General features: G+C 48.7%; 26 protein-coding genes. 24 read left to right on the plus strand and 2 right to left on the minus strand.

The window, feature by feature from the left end:
* Positions 1 to 22: 22 nt before the first annotated feature.
* Positions 23 to 388 carry a CoA-binding protein gene (locus U9S71_RS00385; protein WP_326324368.1) on the plus strand — a complete coding sequence of 122 codons (366 nt, stop codon included), beginning with the start codon at positions 23 to 25 and terminating at the stop codon, positions 386 to 388.
* On the opposite strand, the gene U9S71_RS00390 is transcribed toward U9S71_RS00385, so the two are convergent.
* Together U9S71_RS00390 and U9S71_RS00395 are read right to left on the minus strand one after the other, a co-directional pair.
* Positions 365 to 880, minus strand: coding sequence for a GNAT family N-acetyltransferase (locus U9S71_RS00390; RefSeq protein WP_326324369.1), 516 nt, complete (start codon positions 878 to 880; stop codon positions 365 to 367). The genes U9S71_RS00385 and U9S71_RS00390 overlap by 24 nt on opposite strands.
* Positions 881 to 895: 15 nt before the next feature.
* Positions 896 to 1,918: an LLM class flavin-dependent oxidoreductase gene (locus tag U9S71_RS00395; protein WP_326324370.1), complete on the minus strand. Its 1,023-nt coding sequence runs from the start codon at positions 1,916 to 1,918 to the stop codon at positions 896 to 898.
* A gap of 216 nt (positions 1,919 to 2,134) precedes the next feature.
* Between U9S71_RS00395 and U9S71_RS00400 the strand changes: the two genes are divergently transcribed.
* The 23 genes from U9S71_RS00400 to secY all read left to right on the plus strand — a co-directional run bounded on the left by U9S71_RS00400 (position 2,135) and on the right by secY (position 15,350).
* On the plus strand, positions 2,135 to 3,178 hold the full coding sequence (locus U9S71_RS00400; protein ID WP_326324371.1) for a LacI family DNA-binding transcriptional regulator: 1,044 nt from the start codon (positions 2,135 to 2,137) through the stop codon (positions 3,176 to 3,178).
* Positions 3,179 to 3,261: 83 nt separating this feature from the next.
* Positions 3,262 to 4,515 carry a glycoside hydrolase family 88 protein gene (locus U9S71_RS00405; protein WP_326324372.1) on the plus strand — a complete coding sequence of 418 codons (1,254 nt, stop codon included), beginning with the start codon at positions 3,262 to 3,264 and terminating at the stop codon, positions 4,513 to 4,515.
* Between the two features lie 306 nt (positions 4,516 to 4,821).
* Positions 4,822 to 5,439, plus strand: coding sequence for a 50S ribosomal protein L3 (gene rplC / locus U9S71_RS00410; RefSeq protein ID WP_325637419.1), 618 nt, complete (start codon positions 4,822 to 4,824; stop codon positions 5,437 to 5,439).
* Positions 5,440 to 5,443: 4 nt separating this feature from the next.
* On the plus strand, positions 5,444 to 6,073 hold the full coding sequence (gene rplD / locus U9S71_RS00415; protein WP_326324374.1) for a 50S ribosomal protein L4: 630 nt from the start codon (positions 5,444 to 5,446) through the stop codon (positions 6,071 to 6,073).
* A 1-nt stretch (position 6,074) separates the two neighbouring features.
* Complete coding sequence (gene rplW, locus U9S71_RS00420; RefSeq protein ID WP_326324375.1) at positions 6,075 to 6,365, plus strand: 50S ribosomal protein L23; 291 nt, start codon at positions 6,075 to 6,077, stop codon at positions 6,363 to 6,365.
* A gap of 6 nt (positions 6,366 to 6,371) precedes the next feature.
* Positions 6,372 to 7,196, plus strand: coding sequence for a 50S ribosomal protein L2 (rplB, locus tag U9S71_RS00425; protein ID WP_326324376.1), 825 nt, complete (start codon positions 6,372 to 6,374; stop codon positions 7,194 to 7,196).
* Positions 7,196 to 7,462: a 30S ribosomal protein S19 gene (gene rpsS / locus U9S71_RS00430; protein WP_326324378.1), complete on the plus strand. Its 267-nt coding sequence runs from the start codon at positions 7,196 to 7,198 to the stop codon at positions 7,460 to 7,462. The genes rplB and rpsS overlap by 1 nt, the downstream gene beginning before the upstream one ends.
* A 3-nt stretch (positions 7,463 to 7,465) precedes the next feature.
* Entirely contained in the window at positions 7,466 to 7,900 is a 435-nt protein-coding gene (gene rplV, locus U9S71_RS00435) for a 50S ribosomal protein L22 (RefSeq protein WP_325640148.1), read from the plus strand.
* Positions 7,901 to 7,911: 11 nt separating this feature from the next.
* Positions 7,912 to 8,730: a 30S ribosomal protein S3 gene (gene rpsC, locus U9S71_RS00440; protein ID WP_326324380.1), complete on the plus strand. Its 819-nt coding sequence runs from the start codon at positions 7,912 to 7,914 to the stop codon at positions 8,728 to 8,730.
* A 52-nt stretch (positions 8,731 to 8,782) separates the two neighbouring features.
* Positions 8,783 to 9,199 (plus strand): 50S ribosomal protein L16, encoded by a 417-nt coding sequence (gene rplP / locus U9S71_RS00445; RefSeq protein WP_326324382.1) that lies wholly within the window; start codon positions 8,783 to 8,785, stop codon positions 9,197 to 9,199.
* Positions 9,200 to 9,317: 118 nt separating this feature from the next.
* On the plus strand, positions 9,318 to 9,551 hold the full coding sequence (gene rpmC, locus U9S71_RS00450; RefSeq protein WP_326324384.1) for a 50S ribosomal protein L29: 234 nt from the start codon (positions 9,318 to 9,320) through the stop codon (positions 9,549 to 9,551).
* A 14-nt stretch (positions 9,552 to 9,565) separates the two neighbouring features.
* Positions 9,566 to 9,820 carry a 30S ribosomal protein S17 gene (gene rpsQ, locus U9S71_RS00455; protein WP_130143043.1) on the plus strand — a complete coding sequence of 85 codons (255 nt, stop codon included), beginning with the start codon at positions 9,566 to 9,568 and terminating at the stop codon, positions 9,818 to 9,820.
* Position 9,821: 1 nt separating this feature from the next.
* The gene (gene rplN / locus U9S71_RS00460; protein ID WP_262245014.1) at positions 9,822 to 10,190 is read left to right on the plus strand and encodes a 50S ribosomal protein L14; all 369 of its coding nucleotides are present in this window, start codon (positions 9,822 to 9,824) and stop codon (positions 10,188 to 10,190) included.
* 2 nt (positions 10,191 to 10,192) lie between these two features.
* Complete coding sequence (gene rplX / locus U9S71_RS00465; protein WP_326324385.1) at positions 10,193 to 10,543, plus strand: 50S ribosomal protein L24; 351 nt, start codon at positions 10,193 to 10,195, stop codon at positions 10,541 to 10,543.
* Positions 10,543 to 11,112 (plus strand): 50S ribosomal protein L5, encoded by a 570-nt coding sequence (gene rplE / locus U9S71_RS00470; protein WP_326324387.1) that lies wholly within the window; start codon positions 10,543 to 10,545, stop codon positions 11,110 to 11,112. Before rplX ends, rplE begins: the two co-directional genes overlap by 1 nt.
* Positions 11,105 to 11,374: a 30S ribosomal protein S14 gene (rpsN, locus tag U9S71_RS00475; RefSeq protein WP_326324389.1), complete on the plus strand. Its 270-nt coding sequence runs from the start codon at positions 11,105 to 11,107 to the stop codon at positions 11,372 to 11,374. The genes rplE and rpsN overlap by 8 nt, the downstream gene beginning before the upstream one ends.
* 74 nt (positions 11,375 to 11,448) lie before the next feature.
* Positions 11,449 to 11,847, plus strand: a complete 399-nt coding sequence (gene rpsH / locus U9S71_RS00480) for a 30S ribosomal protein S8 (RefSeq protein ID WP_326324391.1) — start codon at positions 11,449 to 11,451, stop codon at positions 11,845 to 11,847.
* A gap of 18 nt (positions 11,848 to 11,865) precedes the next feature.
* Entirely contained in the window at positions 11,866 to 12,423 is a 558-nt protein-coding gene (gene rplF, locus U9S71_RS00485) for a 50S ribosomal protein L6 (RefSeq protein WP_326324392.1), read from the plus strand.
* 8 nt (positions 12,424 to 12,431) lie between these two features.
* Positions 12,432 to 12,785, plus strand: a complete 354-nt coding sequence (gene rplR / locus U9S71_RS00490; RefSeq protein ID WP_326324393.1) for a 50S ribosomal protein L18 — start codon at positions 12,432 to 12,434, stop codon at positions 12,783 to 12,785.
* Between the two features lie 12 nt (positions 12,786 to 12,797).
* On the plus strand, positions 12,798 to 13,316 hold the full coding sequence (gene rpsE / locus U9S71_RS00495) for a 30S ribosomal protein S5 (RefSeq protein WP_257666909.1): 519 nt from the start codon (positions 12,798 to 12,800) through the stop codon (positions 13,314 to 13,316).
* A gap of 5 nt (positions 13,317 to 13,321) precedes the next feature.
* The gene (rpmD, locus tag U9S71_RS00500) at positions 13,322 to 13,501 is read left to right on the plus strand and encodes a 50S ribosomal protein L30 (RefSeq protein ID WP_326324394.1); all 180 of its coding nucleotides are present in this window, start codon (positions 13,322 to 13,324) and stop codon (positions 13,499 to 13,501) included.
* Positions 13,502 to 13,562: 61 nt separating this feature from the next.
* On the plus strand, positions 13,563 to 14,009 hold the full coding sequence (rplO, locus tag U9S71_RS00505; RefSeq protein WP_326324395.1) for a 50S ribosomal protein L15: 447 nt from the start codon (positions 13,563 to 13,565) through the stop codon (positions 14,007 to 14,009).
* Positions 14,010 to 14,012: 3 nt separating this feature from the next.
* A complete protein-coding gene (gene secY / locus U9S71_RS00510; protein ID WP_326324396.1) occupies positions 14,013 to 15,350 on the plus strand; it encodes a preprotein translocase subunit SecY in 1,338 nt (445 codons plus the stop codon).
* Positions 15,351 to 15,356 lie beyond the last annotated feature (6 nt).

The raw sequence follows: 15,356 nt of genomic DNA on the forward strand, positions 1-15,356 counted from the left end.
TGTACCTTTGTAAAGCATGGCTATGGAAAACAAGAAAACATTGATTTTGGGTGCCACGACCAATCCGGGCCGGTATGCGTATTTGGCAGCCCATCGGTTGGTCGCTGCCGGCCATGATATCGTCAACATCGGGATAAAGAAGGGTGATTCTGCCGGGGTGGAAATACAACGTGCCGGTGAGGTTATTCCGGATATCGATACCGTAACGCTCTATATCGGTCCGCAGCGGCAGCCTGAATACTACGATTATATTTTAGCCACCCAGCCTAAGCGTGTCATCTTCAATCCGGGTACGGAAAACCCGGAACTTGAATCGTTGGCGCAACAACAGGGCATCGAGGTAATCCGCGCCTGTACATTGGTGCTATTGAGCACTGGGCAGTATTGATTTTTCATACGCCTTTCTCGGGCTCCCACGGAAATACACCTCACCGCAATAGACGTATCCCATCGATTCAAAAATCCGCAACATCGCCGAGTTATCGTAATTCGTATCCGCTTTGATGCTGTATATGTTTTTCTTCAGGGCAAATGCTTCGATGTGCTTCATTAGCTGCTTGGCCAGCCCTTTACCGAGGTGGTCTTTAGAAACCGCAACGCGGTGGAACACCACGAAGTCACCCTCAGTTAGCCACTCCCCTTCGATCGTTGCGTATGCAGGTTCGTCGTTGATCATTATGGCACAATAACCGGCAATGGTTTCGCCTTCGGCCAGTACAAACCCTGTGCCTGCGCCTATGTCATTGCGCAAGACCTCCGGGTTGGGGTAGCCATCCTGCCATTGGTTGCTACCATCTTCTTTCCGCCGGGCGATTGCGTATTGAAAGATTTCCCATAGTTGCGGCAAATCATCAGGTTGTGCTTTTCTAAATGTATACATCCAAGTTCCTCGTTTTTAACGCCAACCCAGTCCCGGCGCCACATGCTCCAAAATGGCGGATAGCACGTGCACGTTATATTCAACCCCAAGCGTATTGGGTATCGTGAGCAGCAACGTATCCGCTTCTTGAATGGCCTCGTCTTGAGCCAGCTCCTCGATCAGTCGATCCGGCTCTGCAGCGTAACTGCGCCCGAAAATGGTGCGTTTGTCATTTTCAATGATCCCGATTTTATCTCGCCGACTGGCTTCCTGACCGAAATAATAATGGTCTTGCTCGTTTACCAGTGCAAAAATGGATCGGCTTACCGAAACCCTCGGTTCGCGCTGGTGCCCGGCTTTTTTCCACGCTTCTTTATACATCCTGATCTGCTCGGCCTGCTGTATGTGGAATGGCTTGCCGCTCTCGTCGTATTTCAAGGTAGAGCTTTGGAGATTCATGCCATGCTCGGCCGCCCAAACGGCGGTTGCGTTAGAAGCGGCGCCCCACCAAATGCGTTCGTGTAGTCCTTCGGCGTGTGGTTCCAGTCGCAATAGGCCCGGCGGGTTCGGAAACATCGGGTTCGGGTTGGGCTGGGCAAACCCAATGCCTTTGAGGCGCTCCAGAAATTCCAACCCTTTACGGCGCCCCATATCGGCGTCGGTTTCGCCTTCGACCAGTTCGTAACCGAAATAGCGCCAACCATCGATGACCTGTTCGGGCGACCCCCTGCTGATGCCCAATTGCAGACGCCCCTCGGAAATCAAATCGGCCGCTCCGGCGTCTTCCACCATATATAGCGGGTTTTCATACCGCATATCGATAACACCGGTTCCTATCTCTATATGGCTTGTTTTAGCGCCGATGGCTGCAAGCAAGGGGAACGGCGATGCCAGCTGGGCCGCAAAATGATGCACCCTGAAATAAGCGCCATCAAGGCCGATTTCTTCAGCGGCAACTGCCAAATCAATAGACTGCAGCAAGGTGTCGCTTGCTGTGCGGGTATGGTAGGCCGGGTGGTTGGACCAATGCCCAAACGATAAAAATCCTATTTTCTTCATAGCTTATTTGCAAAGGTAGCGATTCAAAATCATACATTTTCTGCATGGATTCTTGCCGGTTTCCGGAGTCTCGACCCGTACGGATATGAAGCCTGGTGGACCGCCGAAAGTTATGGGTTAAGATTATATTTTCGGTACGACGACAGACTTCGGCTACATCACATTTGCATTTTCCAGCAAAATAACGTTGCTTTGGCAGCAAGCTGATTATACAAGATGACACCGAAGAAGCCGAAATCAGAAAATAGCATTGTAGACATTGCGAAGGCACTGGGGATATCCCCGGCTACCGTATCCAGGGCGCTCAACGACAACCCACGGATCAGTGAGGCCACGCGGCAGCGGGTGAAAGCAATGGCCAAGGAAATGGGGTACCGGCACAACAGCATGGCATCTTCGCTACGTAACCGTCGCTCTAACATCATCGGGCTGATCGTGCCCCGTATATCGATGTACTTCCATGCCTTTTTCATTACGGCATTGCAACGTCAGCTACAGTCGGCTGGCTATAACCTCATGATATGCCAGTCCAACGATTCCGTGAGCTTGGAAAAGGAATTGGCCAATACGCTGTATTCGGCCCGGGTGGATGCCCTGGTGGTCTCGCTGGCTTTGTACACGGAAGACACGGCCCATTTCGAGGGGTTTCTCCAACAAGGTATACCGTTGGTGTTTTACGACCGGGTACCCTTGGGGTATGACACCTCTGCCTATATTGTGAAAGGCGATGATTACCGCGGAGGGTTGTTGGCGGGCAACCACCTGATACAGGCGGGATGCCGGCGGATTGCATACATCAGCGGCCCACAGACCTGCAGTATCTACCGCGAACGTACGCAGGGGTTTGCCGACGCACTGGCGAAGGAAGGGGTGTCATTGCGGGATGAATGGATTTACCATCAGGAGCTGACAGCAGAAAACGCTTGGAGCAGCTTAAGGCGGATATTCGACGGTGCGGAACAACCCGATGGATTGTTCGCAGCCAATGATACCACTGCTATTGCCGCTGTGGAGTTTGCCCGCGAGCGCGGTATCTGTATTCCTGAGCGCTTAAAGATAATCGGTTATTCCAATGACCCGAGGGCAGCCATCATCTCTCCCCCGATTACGTCGATTGAACAATATCCCAATGCCATGGCCGATAAAGTAGCGCAAACGCTTATCGGTGCCTTGCAAGGTACTACCAATCGATTTGGCGTAACTACGCTGGGTGAACCGCTGGTGTGCCCGGTCGATCTGGTCAGGCGGATGACGACGTAGGCGGGGGCGAGGTTGTTGAGGTAAACGTTTGCACATGTCGTTCCAAAAGTATATTTTTGAGCGCTGACAACATTAATAGACTCATGATGATCGCCTTCGCAAAACGTTTTTTACTCGTCTCCTTAACGGTAGTAATGGTTGCCTCGGCATGCCAGAGCCCATCTAATAACACCAATGACGACCTGCAGCTTAGTCTGGAATTTGTCGACCAACAGTTGGCCGACGCTGTTACACAAATCAAAGTGTTGGCAGACAGTGTGCCTGCTGATCGGTTGCCGCGTTCGTTCCAAAGCGATACCAGTGTGTTTTCCAATACCAGCTGGTGGACTTCTGGATTCTATCCCGGTTCTCTGCTTTACCTATACGAATATTCGGGCGATGAGGAATTGTTGGAATTGGCCAAAGGCAAGTTAGCGATTCTCGAAAAAGAGAAACATAATAAAGGCACGCACGATTTGGGCTTTATGCTTTATTGCAGTTTTGGTAATGCTTTGCGACTTACCGGCGATACTGCTGCTTATAAGGAGATATTGCTCACGGGCGCGGAGTCGCTGATCAGTCGGTATAACCCAACGGTGAAGGCCATCCGCTCGTGGGAAGGTTGGACCTACCCAGTTATTATCGATAACATGATGAATTTGGAGTTCCTCACGCAGGCGTCCAAGCTGAGCGGTGACTCCAAGTACCGCGATATCGCCGTGACGCACGCCAACACCACGATGGCCAATCATTACCGGCCGGATTATAGTTCGTACCATGTCATAGATTATAGTCCCGAAGACGGCAGCATTGTAGGCAGAAAAACGGCCCAGGGTGCATTCGATGAATCGGCGTGGGCACGCGGGCAGGCTTGGGGCCTGTATGGTTATGTGATGATGTACCGTGAGACGAGGGATGAGGTGTACCTGGATTTTGCGGAGCACATTGCCACATTTATGCTTAACCACTCCAATATGCCCGAAGACCTGATACCCTACTGGGATTTCGATGCACCAGATTTACCAGACGAAAGCCTTTATGCGGCGGGTTACAAAACCAACAGAGACGCTTCCGCAGCGGCAATCATGGCGTCGGCATTAATTGAGTTGAGTACGTATACGGATGGCGAGCGAAGCGACAAGTATCTGGGAAGCGCTGAACGGGTGCTGGAAAGCCTTTCTGCAGCGCCCTACAAAGCGGAGGCAGGGACCAATGGCGGATTCATTTTACAATATAGCGTGGGGTCGATTCCGCACGGTAGCGAAATCGACGTGCCGCTCACTTATGCCGATTATTACTATATCGAAGCCTTGATGCGATATAGAAGGTTGTTAGCAAGTCAGCCGTTGTTCGGGTAAGCGTTACCCCACCCACCCCCGCGTCCTATCTCTGTAGTATCCTTGTCCTATCCCTGTGATATCCCCCCATATCTCGGCAAAAATGCGATAAGACGGCATTTCGTCGGGAAGCTGCAGGGAAACTATAGGGAAAGATGCAGCCAAAGAAGACGAGGAAAACACGTAGATATGGAAAACAAAAAAAATAATTTACTAACTGTTTGATACTTACTGTAAGTTTCCTATCTTTGCCGTCCCTTTTGAGGGGATGGTATGTCTTGAGCGAAGCCCTACTGCTTCGATGGACGTTAATAGATTAATAGAAACATGTCTGGAATTATTGGAAAAAAAGTAGGAATGACCAGCATTTTTGATGCGGACGGGAAGAATATTCCGTGTACCGTAATCGAAGCTGGCCCGTGCGTGGTAACGCAGATACGCACGGAAGAAAAGGATGGGTATTCCGCGGTTCAGCTCGCTTTTGATGAAGCAAAAGAGAAGAACACGACGGCTCCTTTGAAAGGGCATTTCGCCAAAGCGAAAACGACGCCCAAGCGTAAATTGGTAGAATTTAAAACCTTTCCCGACGAAAAGCAACTCGGTGAATTGGTAACCGTTTCCATTTTTGAGGAGGGCGAGTACATTGATGTGGTCGGTACTTCAAAAGGAAAAGGTTTCCAAGGGGTAATGAAGCGCCATGGTTTCGGCGGTGTTGGTGGGGCTACCCACGGTCAGCACAACCGCCTCCGCGCACCCGGTTCATTGGGAGCATCATCTTGGCCGTCGCGTGTATTCAAAGGTACGCGTATGGCTGGCCGTACGGGGGGCGACCGTGTGAAGGTTCAGAACCTGCAGGTGCTGAAAGTTTACGAAGAGCAAAACCTGCTCGTGGTGAGTGGTTCCATCCCCGGAGCCAAAGGTTCTTACGTAATCGTAGATAAATAAGGAGATGGAAGTTAACGTTTTAAATATATCAGGTAAAGAAACAGGTGCCAAGGTGCAACTTCCTGAGTCGGTATTCGGGGTAGAACCCAATGACCACGCGATTTATCTGGATGTGAAGCAATACCTCGCTAACCAGCGCCAGGGAACGCATAAATCCAAGCAACGTAATGAGATTGCCGGTTCGACCCGCAAGCTCCATAAACAAAAGGGAACCGGTGGTGCCCGCGCAGGGAGCATCAAGTCTCCATTGTTCAATGGTGGTGGCCGCGTTTTCGGTCCGCAACCCCGCAACTACAGTTTCAAGCTGAACAAGAAGCTTAAGTCTTTGGCGCGTAAGTCAGCCTTGAGTTACAAGGCCAAAGAAAATAACATCGTGGTATTGGATGAAGTCAATTTCGACAGCATCAAAACCAAGAACTATGTGAGCTTGGTGAACAGCCTGAACGTAGCTGGCGAAAAGACCTTATTGGTACTACCCGTTCAAAACAACAACGTTTATTTATCAAGCAGGAACCTCAAGAAAGCAAAGGTGATTACCGCCAATGAATTGAACACCTATGACGTGTTGAATGCCGGTAAGCTTTTGTTAACTGCGGATGCTGTTAAAACATTGGAGGAGGCACTTGCCAAGTAACATGGAAATAATCAAAAAGCCCATATTGACCGAAAAAGCATCGCAACTTACAGAACAGCTGAACCGCTATGCATTTAAGGTAGACCCCAAGGCAAACAAGATACAAATCAAACAAGCTGTGGAGCAGATGTTTGGCGTAACCGTTTTGGCCGTTAACACGATTGTGGTGGCCGGAAAAGCCAAGAATCGCTATACCAAAGCTGGGTTTGTTTCCGGGAGAGCCCCGAAATACAAGAAAGCCATCATTACGATCAAGGATGGCGAAACGATTGACTTTTACAGTACGATATAATAAGAGATGGCAGTAAAAAGATTCAAACCGGTTACCCCTGGCACTCGCTTCAGAGTAGGCGGAGACTATTCCGATATTACCACCAATGTTCCTGAAAAGTCATTGGTCGTAAAGATCAAGAAGTCTGGCGGGCGGAACAATTCCGGTAAAATGACAATGCGTTACCTCGGTGGGGGACATAAGAAAGCATACCGACTGATTGATTTTAAACGCGATAAAAAAGACGTTCCCGCAAAAGTTGCCACCATTGAATACGACCCCAATCGTACGGCTCGTATCGCACTTTTGCATTATGTAGATGGCGAAAAACGTTACATCATTGCGCCCGAAGGGCTCAAAGTAGGGCAGACCATCGTGTCTGGCGATTCGGTAGCGCCTGAAATCGGCAACACGTTGCCATTACAGGTGATTCCACTAGGTTCTATTATCCACAATATTGAGTTGAACCCCGGCCAGGGCGGTACTATAGCGCGCAGCGCAGGTACGTATGCCCAGCTTTCTGCTCGCGATGGTAAATATGCGATCATCAAATTGCCTTCTGGCGAGACACGCATGATATTGGCTACTTGCTTAGCTACGATCGGATCGGTGTCGAACGCGGAAAAAGCCAATGAGGTATTGGGTAAAGCCGGACGGAAACGCCACTTGGGCCGCAGGCCTCGTGTACGTGGTGTTGCCATGAACCCTGTCGATCACCCGATGGGTGGTGGTGAAGGCCGGTCATCCGGCGGGCAACCGCGCTCACGTACGGGATTGTTGGCCAAAGGCTACAAAACCCGGAACAAGAAAAAAGCATCGAATCGTTACATCATTGACAAAAGGAAGAAATAGTGGCTCGTTCAATTAAAAAAGGTCCTTATATCGACCACAACTTAGAAAGAAAAGTTCTTTCTATGAATGAAACAAGTAAGAAATCAGTCGTTAAGACCTGGTCTCGCAGATCGATGATTTCACCTGATTTTGTTGGCCATACCTTTGCTGTGCACAACGGCAATAAATTCATCCCCGTATACGTAACGGAGAACATGGTTGGTCACAAGCTTGGTGAGTTTGCGCCTACGCGCACATTCAGAGGCCACGCAGAAAAGAAAAGATAGGTAATGGAAGCAACACGAAAACTAAAGAAGTCTGTTATTATCAAGCAGCGCAAAGAGCAGGAAAAGGCTCAGGTAGGAGGCGCTTCTACTGCCAAATTATTGAATTGCCCCACTTCGCCGCGTAAGATGCGCCTGGTAGTGGATCTGATCCGTGGTGAAAAGGTAGAAAATGCCCTATATATCCTAAAGCATACCAATAAGGAAGCGGCCATCCGTGTGGAGAAGCTGCTGCTTTCAGCGATTAAGAACTGGGAAACCAAGAATGAAGATAAGTCTGTTGAAGACAGCGAGTTGTTCGTGAAGGAAGTCTTCGTGGGCGGTGGTCGTCAATTGAAAAGACTGCGTCCGGCACCCCAAGGCCGCGGTTACCGTATCCGCAAACGCTCAAACCACGTTACACTCGTGGTAGACAGCAAGAACAACGTTGCACAAAACTAATTTATCAAGTAATGGGACAAAAAGCAAATCCAATAGGTAATAGATTAGGAATCATCAAAGGTTGGGATTCCAATTGGTTCGGCGGAAAAAACTATTCCGATAAATTAGTGGAGGATGAGAAGATCCGTAAGTACCTGTCTGTCCGTATCGCCAAGGGTGGCGTGGCTAAGGTGGTTATCGAACGTACGTTAAAGCGTATCACGGTTACTATCCATACCGCTCGTCCGGGTATCGTTATCGGTAAAGGTGGACAGGAAGTCGACAAGATCAAGGAAGAGTTGAAGAAGTTGACGAAGAAGGATGTTCAGATCAATATCTTCGAGATAAAACGCCCTGAGTTGGAAGCACAGTTGGTTGCTGAAGGCGTGGCGAAACAATTAGAGGCGCGGATTTCTTTCCGTCGTGCCATGAAGACGTCTATTGCATCGACCATGCGCATGGGTGCCGAAGGGATCAAGATCATGTGCTCTGGTCGGCTCGGTGGCGCTGAAATGGCACGTACCGAACAGTATAAAGACGGCCGGATTCCGTTGCACACGTTTCGTGCAGACATCGACTACGCATTGGTGGAAGCACTGACTACCTACGGGAAAATCGGTGTGAAAGTGTGGATATGCAAAGGAGAAGTGTACGGCAAGCGCGACTTATCGCCCAACGTGGGTCAGACATCAGGTGGTAAAACACGTGGTGAAGGCGGCGGAGATTTCCGCGGTGGCGACCGTCGTGGTGGCGGCGATCGTCGCGGTGGTGGTGACCGTCGTGGTGGCGGTGATCGTCGTGGCGGAGGCCATGGACAGCACCGTAGTGGTGGCAATCGTGGCGGGAGATAGTAATTAACAGTTAATAAGAAATCCCGTTAAATCGGGAGTTATAAGATACAACATGTTACAGCCAAAAAGAACAAAGTTCAGGAAGATGCAAAAGGGCCGCATGAAAGGCAACGCCACCCGTGGGGCGGAGTTGGCCTTTGGCTCATTTGGCATCAAGTCAATGGAACCGGCGTGGATTACCAGTCGCCAGATTGAAGCGGCTCGTATTGCGGTTACCCGTTATATGAAACGTGAGGGTCAGGTATGGATCCGTGTTTTCCCTGACAAGCCCGTTACGAAGAAACCTGCAGAGGTTCGGATGGGTAAAGGTAAGGGTGCACCCGAATATTGGGTGGCAGTGGTACGTCCGGGCCGGATGCTGTTTGAAGCGGAAGGTGTGCCTTTGGAAGTTGCCAAGGAAGCATTGCGCCTTGCTGCGCAGAAACTGCCTGTACAAACGAAGTTTGTGATACGTAGGGATTACGTATAAACATAAACGCACTGGCGCTGCCTGCATTTGGTTTTGCCGCCGTTACCGGCAAACCACCACGGGGGGATAAACCGCGGAGCTCGCTGATGAAGGCAACCAGTATTATAATTGAATAGACATGAAAAATTCAGAAATCTTAGAATTGTCAACAGAGGACTTAGTAGCCCAAATTGCAGAAGAGAAGGCTGCCCTCACCAAATTGAAGTTTGCACATGCTGTTTCAGCGATAGAAAATCCCAATCGCATCAAGTATACGCGCAAAACTGTTGCGCGTTTGATGACCGAATTGACGAAACGTAAGAAGGCCGAAAAGGCCGCTAACGAAGCTAGCGAAACAGCCGCTGAGGCATAAATTGACATTGGAAAATGGAAAGAAATTTAAGGAAAACAAGAATCGGCTTGGTAGTGAGCAACAAAATGGACAAGTCCATTGTAGTGGCGGTTGAGCGGAAAGTGAAACACCCTATCTATGGAAAGTTCGTAAAGAAAACTACCAAATTCAAGGCTCATGACGAAGAGAACACCTGCGGTATCGGCGATACGGTGTTGATCATGGAAACTCGTCCGCTGAGCAAGACCAAGAATTGGCGATTAGTAGAAATTTTAGAGAGGGCTAAGTAACATGGTACAACAGGAATCAAGACTCAATGTAGCCGACAACAGCGGAGCTAAGGAAGTATTAGTGATCCGTGTGTTGGGCGGTACCGGCAAACGTTATGCATCGATCGGTGATAAAGTTGTTGTAACCGTGAAAAGTGCTTTGCCATCAGGAAACGTTAAAAAGGGAACGGTTTCTAAAGCAGTAGTGGTGCGCACGAAGAAAGAGATCCGCCGGAAGGATGGTTCATATATCCGCTTTGACGACAATGCTGCGGTATTGTTGAATAACCAGGATGAGCCGCGGGGAACGCGTATCTTCGGCCCTGTAGCGCGCGAATTGCGTGAGAAACAGTTCATGAAAATCGTATCATTAGCACCGGAGGTATTATAATTATGGGACAGACAAAGACATCGACACATAAGATTAAAATCCGGACAGGGGATTTGGTGAAGGTTATCTCCGGAAACTCCAAGGGAACGCAAGGAAAGGTATTGCAGATATTGAAAGCCGACAACAGAGCAATCGTTGAAGGTGTAAATATCATCAAAAAGCACACCAAGCCGAATGCTGCCAACCCGAATGGGGGAATCATTGAAATGGAAGCGGCTATCCACATTTCCAACCTCGCGGTTATCGATCCGAAATCGGGTAAACCGACCCGGGTAGGGCGTCAGGTGAAGGAAGTGGACGGCAAGAAGAAAATTGTACGTATAGCAAAAAAATCAGGGGAGGAGATCGACTAATGACTTACATTCCGAGATTAAAGGCAAAGTATAAGGAAGAAATCCGTACGGCGCTAAAAGAGAAGTTCCAATATAAAAGCGTGATGCAGGTGCCACGGTTGGAGAAGATTGCCCTGAGCCAAGGTATTGGTGCTGCCACTGCAGACAAGAAACTTATCGACAATGCGATCGGTGAGATGACGTTAATAACGGGCCAGAAGGCGGTAGCGACCCGGTCGAAGAAAGACGTATCTAACTTCAAACTTCGTAAGGGCATGCCCATCGGTGTACGCGTAACCCTGCGCGACAGCAAGATGTACGAATTCCTGGATCGCCTGGTAGCTGTTGCGCTACCGCGTATTCGCGATTTCCGTGGCATTAACGACAAGGGTTTCGACGGCCGTGGGAACTATACGCTGGGTATCACCGAACAGATTATTTTTCCCGAAATTGATATCGACAAAATTAACAAAATACAAGGTATGGATATTACCTTTGTAACCAGCGCGAAAACAGATGTGGAAGCGTTGGAGTTGTTGAAGCAGTTTGGGTTACCATTCAAAAATCAAAATACGACGACTAATGGCTAAAGAAGGAATCAAGGCACGTGAAGTGAAGCGTGCTAGGCTGGTAGCTAAATATGCCGAGAAACGTGCAGCACTGAAAGCTGCTGGCGATTATGTTGCGCTCGATAAATTGCCCAAAAATGCGTCACCCGTCCGCTTGCACAACCGTTGCAAATTGACCGGTAGGCCTAAAGGCTATATGCGGCAATTCGGCATTTCGCGGGTAACTTTCCGTGAAATGGCACTGGCTGGAAAGATCCCGGGTGTGAAGAAAGCATCTTGGTAGTACATTTTTTTAACCGGTAGCAGGTCCGCAGGTCAAGGTGGCCAAAGGAAACCGTTATCACAACAATATCATTAATGAATACAGATCCAATAGCGGATTACCTTACCCGAGTAAGGAATGCCATTAAGGCCAACCACAGGGTTGTTGAGATTCCTGCATCGAACCTCAAGAAAGAGATTACCAAAGTTCTCTTTGATAAAGGTTACATTACTAATTACAAATTTGAGGATGACAGTGTTCAGGGTAACATCAAAATAGCCTTGAAATATCATCCGGTAAGTAAGATCCCGGCTATCCGCACATTGAAGCGTGTGAGTAAGCCCGGCCTGAGGAAGTATGCGGGAGTGGATAATATACCACGTGTGTTGAACGGTTTAGGAATCGCCATTCTGTCGACCTCCAAAGGAGTGATGACAGACAAGGAGGCTCGCCTCCAGAATGTCGGTGGCGAAGTTTTATGTTACGTATATTAATCAGGAGGAACACACAACATGTCAAGAATAGGAAAAGCGCCGATTGCCATTCCCGCTGGGGTGACGATCACCGTGTCTGACAAGAATTTGGTGACGGTTAAGGGACCTAAAGGCGAGTTGACTCAACAGGTTGATCGGGATATCAAGGTGGAGCAGGAAGATGGTCAGTTGTTGGTAAAACGCCCTACGGAACAGAAACGGCATAAAGCATTGCATGGTTTGTACCGTTCGCTGCTGAACAATATGGTTGTAGGTGTTACCGAAGGGTATAGCACCACACAAGAGTTAGTGGGTGTAGGTTATCGCGCCAGTGCGCAAGGAAGCACGCTTGATCTTACCTTGGGATTTTCACACCAGGTGGTGTTGATCCTGCCGAAGGAAGTGAAAGTTTCAACCACAGCGGTTAAAGGGAAAAATCCGACCATTACATTAGAGTCTATCGATAAGCAGTTGCTGGGTCAGGTAGCGGCCAAAATCCGGTCACTGCGCGCGCCGGAACCGTATAAAGGAAAAGGTATTAAATTTGCTGGTGAACAACTGCGTAGAAAAGCAGGTAAATCGGCAGCTAAAAAATAGTAATCGTCATGGCAGGAAATAAAGTATCGCGTAGGGCACGCATTAAACAGGGGATCAGGAAACGTGTTTCAGGATCGGCCGAGCGCCCACGCTTGTCTGTATATCGGAGTAATAAGGGCATCTATGTGCAAATAATTGATGACCAAGCCGGATCGACGTTGGCGTCTGCGTCTACGATGAGCAAAGAATTCGCTTCATCGGGTAACAAAGTAGAGCAGTCTAAAGCTGTTGGAAAGTTGATCGCTGAAAGGGCTATTGCAGCTGGAATTAGTAAAGTAGTTTTTGACCGTAATGGGTATCTGTATCACGGCCGCGTGAAATCGCTTGCTGAAGGTGCTCGGGAAGCTGGTTTGGATTTTTAATTGATTGAGAACATGTCATTAAGCAACATAAAGAGAGTAAAGTCAAGCGAAATCGAACTGAAAGATCGCTTGGTGAGTATCCAGCGCGTGGCCAAGGTAACTAAAGGCGGTCGTACATTTAGTTTTTCAGCTATCGTCATCGTGGGCGATGAGAATGGTGTGGTAGGGTACGGACTTGGTAAGGCCAAAGAAGTTACCGAAGCCATCACCAAGGGGATTGACGATGCAAAGAAGAACCTGATTAAGGTGCCGATCATTAAGGGTACGGTACCACATGAGCAATATGGTAAGTATTCTGGCGGCAATGTATTGATCAAACCGGCGGTACACGGTACGGGTGTGTTGGCTGGCGGTGCTATGCGTGCGGTATTGGAAAGTGCCGGCGTAACCGATGTACTGGCCAAATCACTGGGATCGTCCAACCCCCACAACGTGGTTAAAGCTACCATTGATGCATTGTTGAAAATGCGCGATGCGTATACCGTGGCTCAGCAACGGGGTGTGGATTTAAACAAGGTATTTAACGGATAACCATCATGGCAAAGATCAGAATTACCCAAATTAAGAGTATCATCGACCGAAGCGAGCGCCAAAAGCGGACGATTCAAGCGTTGGGATTGCGTAAAATCAATCACACCGTTGAAGTGGAAGCTACGCCGTCGATTATCGGGATGGTACGCAAGGTGAATCATCTTGTGGCAATAGAACAAGTATAACATACGTTTAATCGTTGTACCTGTATAGTGAAAGCGAAGGTACAGCACAATATTAGTAAAGATGAACTTAAGTAATCTAAAACCGGCAGCGGGATCAACAAAAACGAGGAAGCGTATAGGACGCGGCCAGGGCTCAGGTCGTGGCGGCACGTCTACGCGTGGCCACAAAGGGGCCCAATCGCGGTCTGGCTATAGCCGGAAGATTGGATTTGAAGGTGGGCAGATGCCGTTGCAACGCCGGGTGCCTAAATTCGGGTTTAAGAACCTGAACCGTGTTGAATACGTAGGTGTTAATCTCGACGTATTACAAGGGTTGGTGGATGAGTTCAAACTGTCTGCTATCGATTTCGATACACTGACATCGCATGGGTTGGTCGGTAAGAAAGATTTGGTGAAGATCTTGGGTAGAGGGGAACTGAAAGCTAAGGTGGAAGTAAAAGCACATGCATTTTCAAACACGGCACAGCAAGCGATAGAAGCAGCAGGAGGCTCGATTGTAAAACTTTAATACATGAAGAAGCTAATCACAACCTTGACCAATATTTGGAAGATCGATGATCTGAGAACGCGTATTCTGAATACGCTTTTATTTCTTTTGATCTATCGCGTAGGGTGCCATATCGTGTTGCCCGGTGTTAACCCAGCTGCGCTTCAGCATGAAGCTAAAGAAGGATTGCTGGGATTACTCGATATGTTTGCCGGCGGATCATTCTCCCGCTCGGCCATCTTTGCATTGGGTGTAATGCCTTACATTTCGGCTTCCATTGTTGTTCAATTGCTGGGTATCGCTGTTCCTTATTTCCAGAAGCTACAGAAAGAGGGGGAAAGTGGGCGTAAGAAGATGACGCAGATTACGCGTTACCTTACGCTGGCCATTACCTTGGTGCAATCCGTCGCATATGTGCGCACGCAAATCGATGCTGGGGCTAAGATGATTCCCGATCCGATGTTTACGATTCTGTCTGCGTTTGTGTTGACTGCAGGTACGTTGTTTGTGATGTGGCTTGGTGAGAAGATTACCGACAAAGGTATTGGAAACGGCATCTCGTTGATCATTATGGTGGGTATCATTGCCCAACTGCCCAGTGGTCTTACTGCCGAGTGGTTTTCTCGGATGAGTACAGGCGGCGGTGGCCCGATCCCATTGTTACTGGAGTTTGTTGCATTGTTCCTCGTCGTGATTTTTACGATTCTTATTGTACAGGGCGTGCGTAAGATTCCTGTTCAGTATGCTAAGAAAATCGTCGGAAACAAGCAGTACGGCGGCGTCCGGCAGTATATCCCGTTGAAGGTTAATGCTTCTGGCGTAATGCCGATTATCTTCGCGCAGGCTATTATGTTTGTGCCGATGAGCGTTGGGCAGTTTTTCCCCGATTTGCAATCGCCATTTTTAACATCATTGAGTAACTATACGTCCGTTGCTTACAATGTGGTGTTTGCCGTTCTTATTATCGCCTTTACGTTTTTCTACACCGCCATTATGGTAAATCCACAACAGATGTCGGAAGACATGAAGAAGAATGGTGGGTTTATCCCTGGGATTAAACCGGGACAGGCCACCAACTACTACATTGATGGTGTCGTCTCTAAGATTACGTTCCCGGGGTCTATATTTTTGGCAATTGTTGCTATATTTCCGGCAATCGCGAGTCTGTTTGGAGTGAATAATCAATTTGCCCATTTTTACGGAGGTACATCACTGTTGATTTTGGTGGGGGTTGTATTGGATACGCTGCAGCAGATAGAAAGTCATTTGTTGATGCGCCATTATGATGGATTGATGAAAACCGGCCGTATTCGGGGGCGTGCCTCCGCTGTAAATACCGGCACGACACAGTCTGTCATCTAGTTTTTG

Source organism: Parapedobacter flavus (assembly GCF_035818675.1).
GTDB lineage: Bacteria > Bacteroidota > Bacteroidia > Sphingobacteriales > Sphingobacteriaceae > Parapedobacter > Parapedobacter flavus.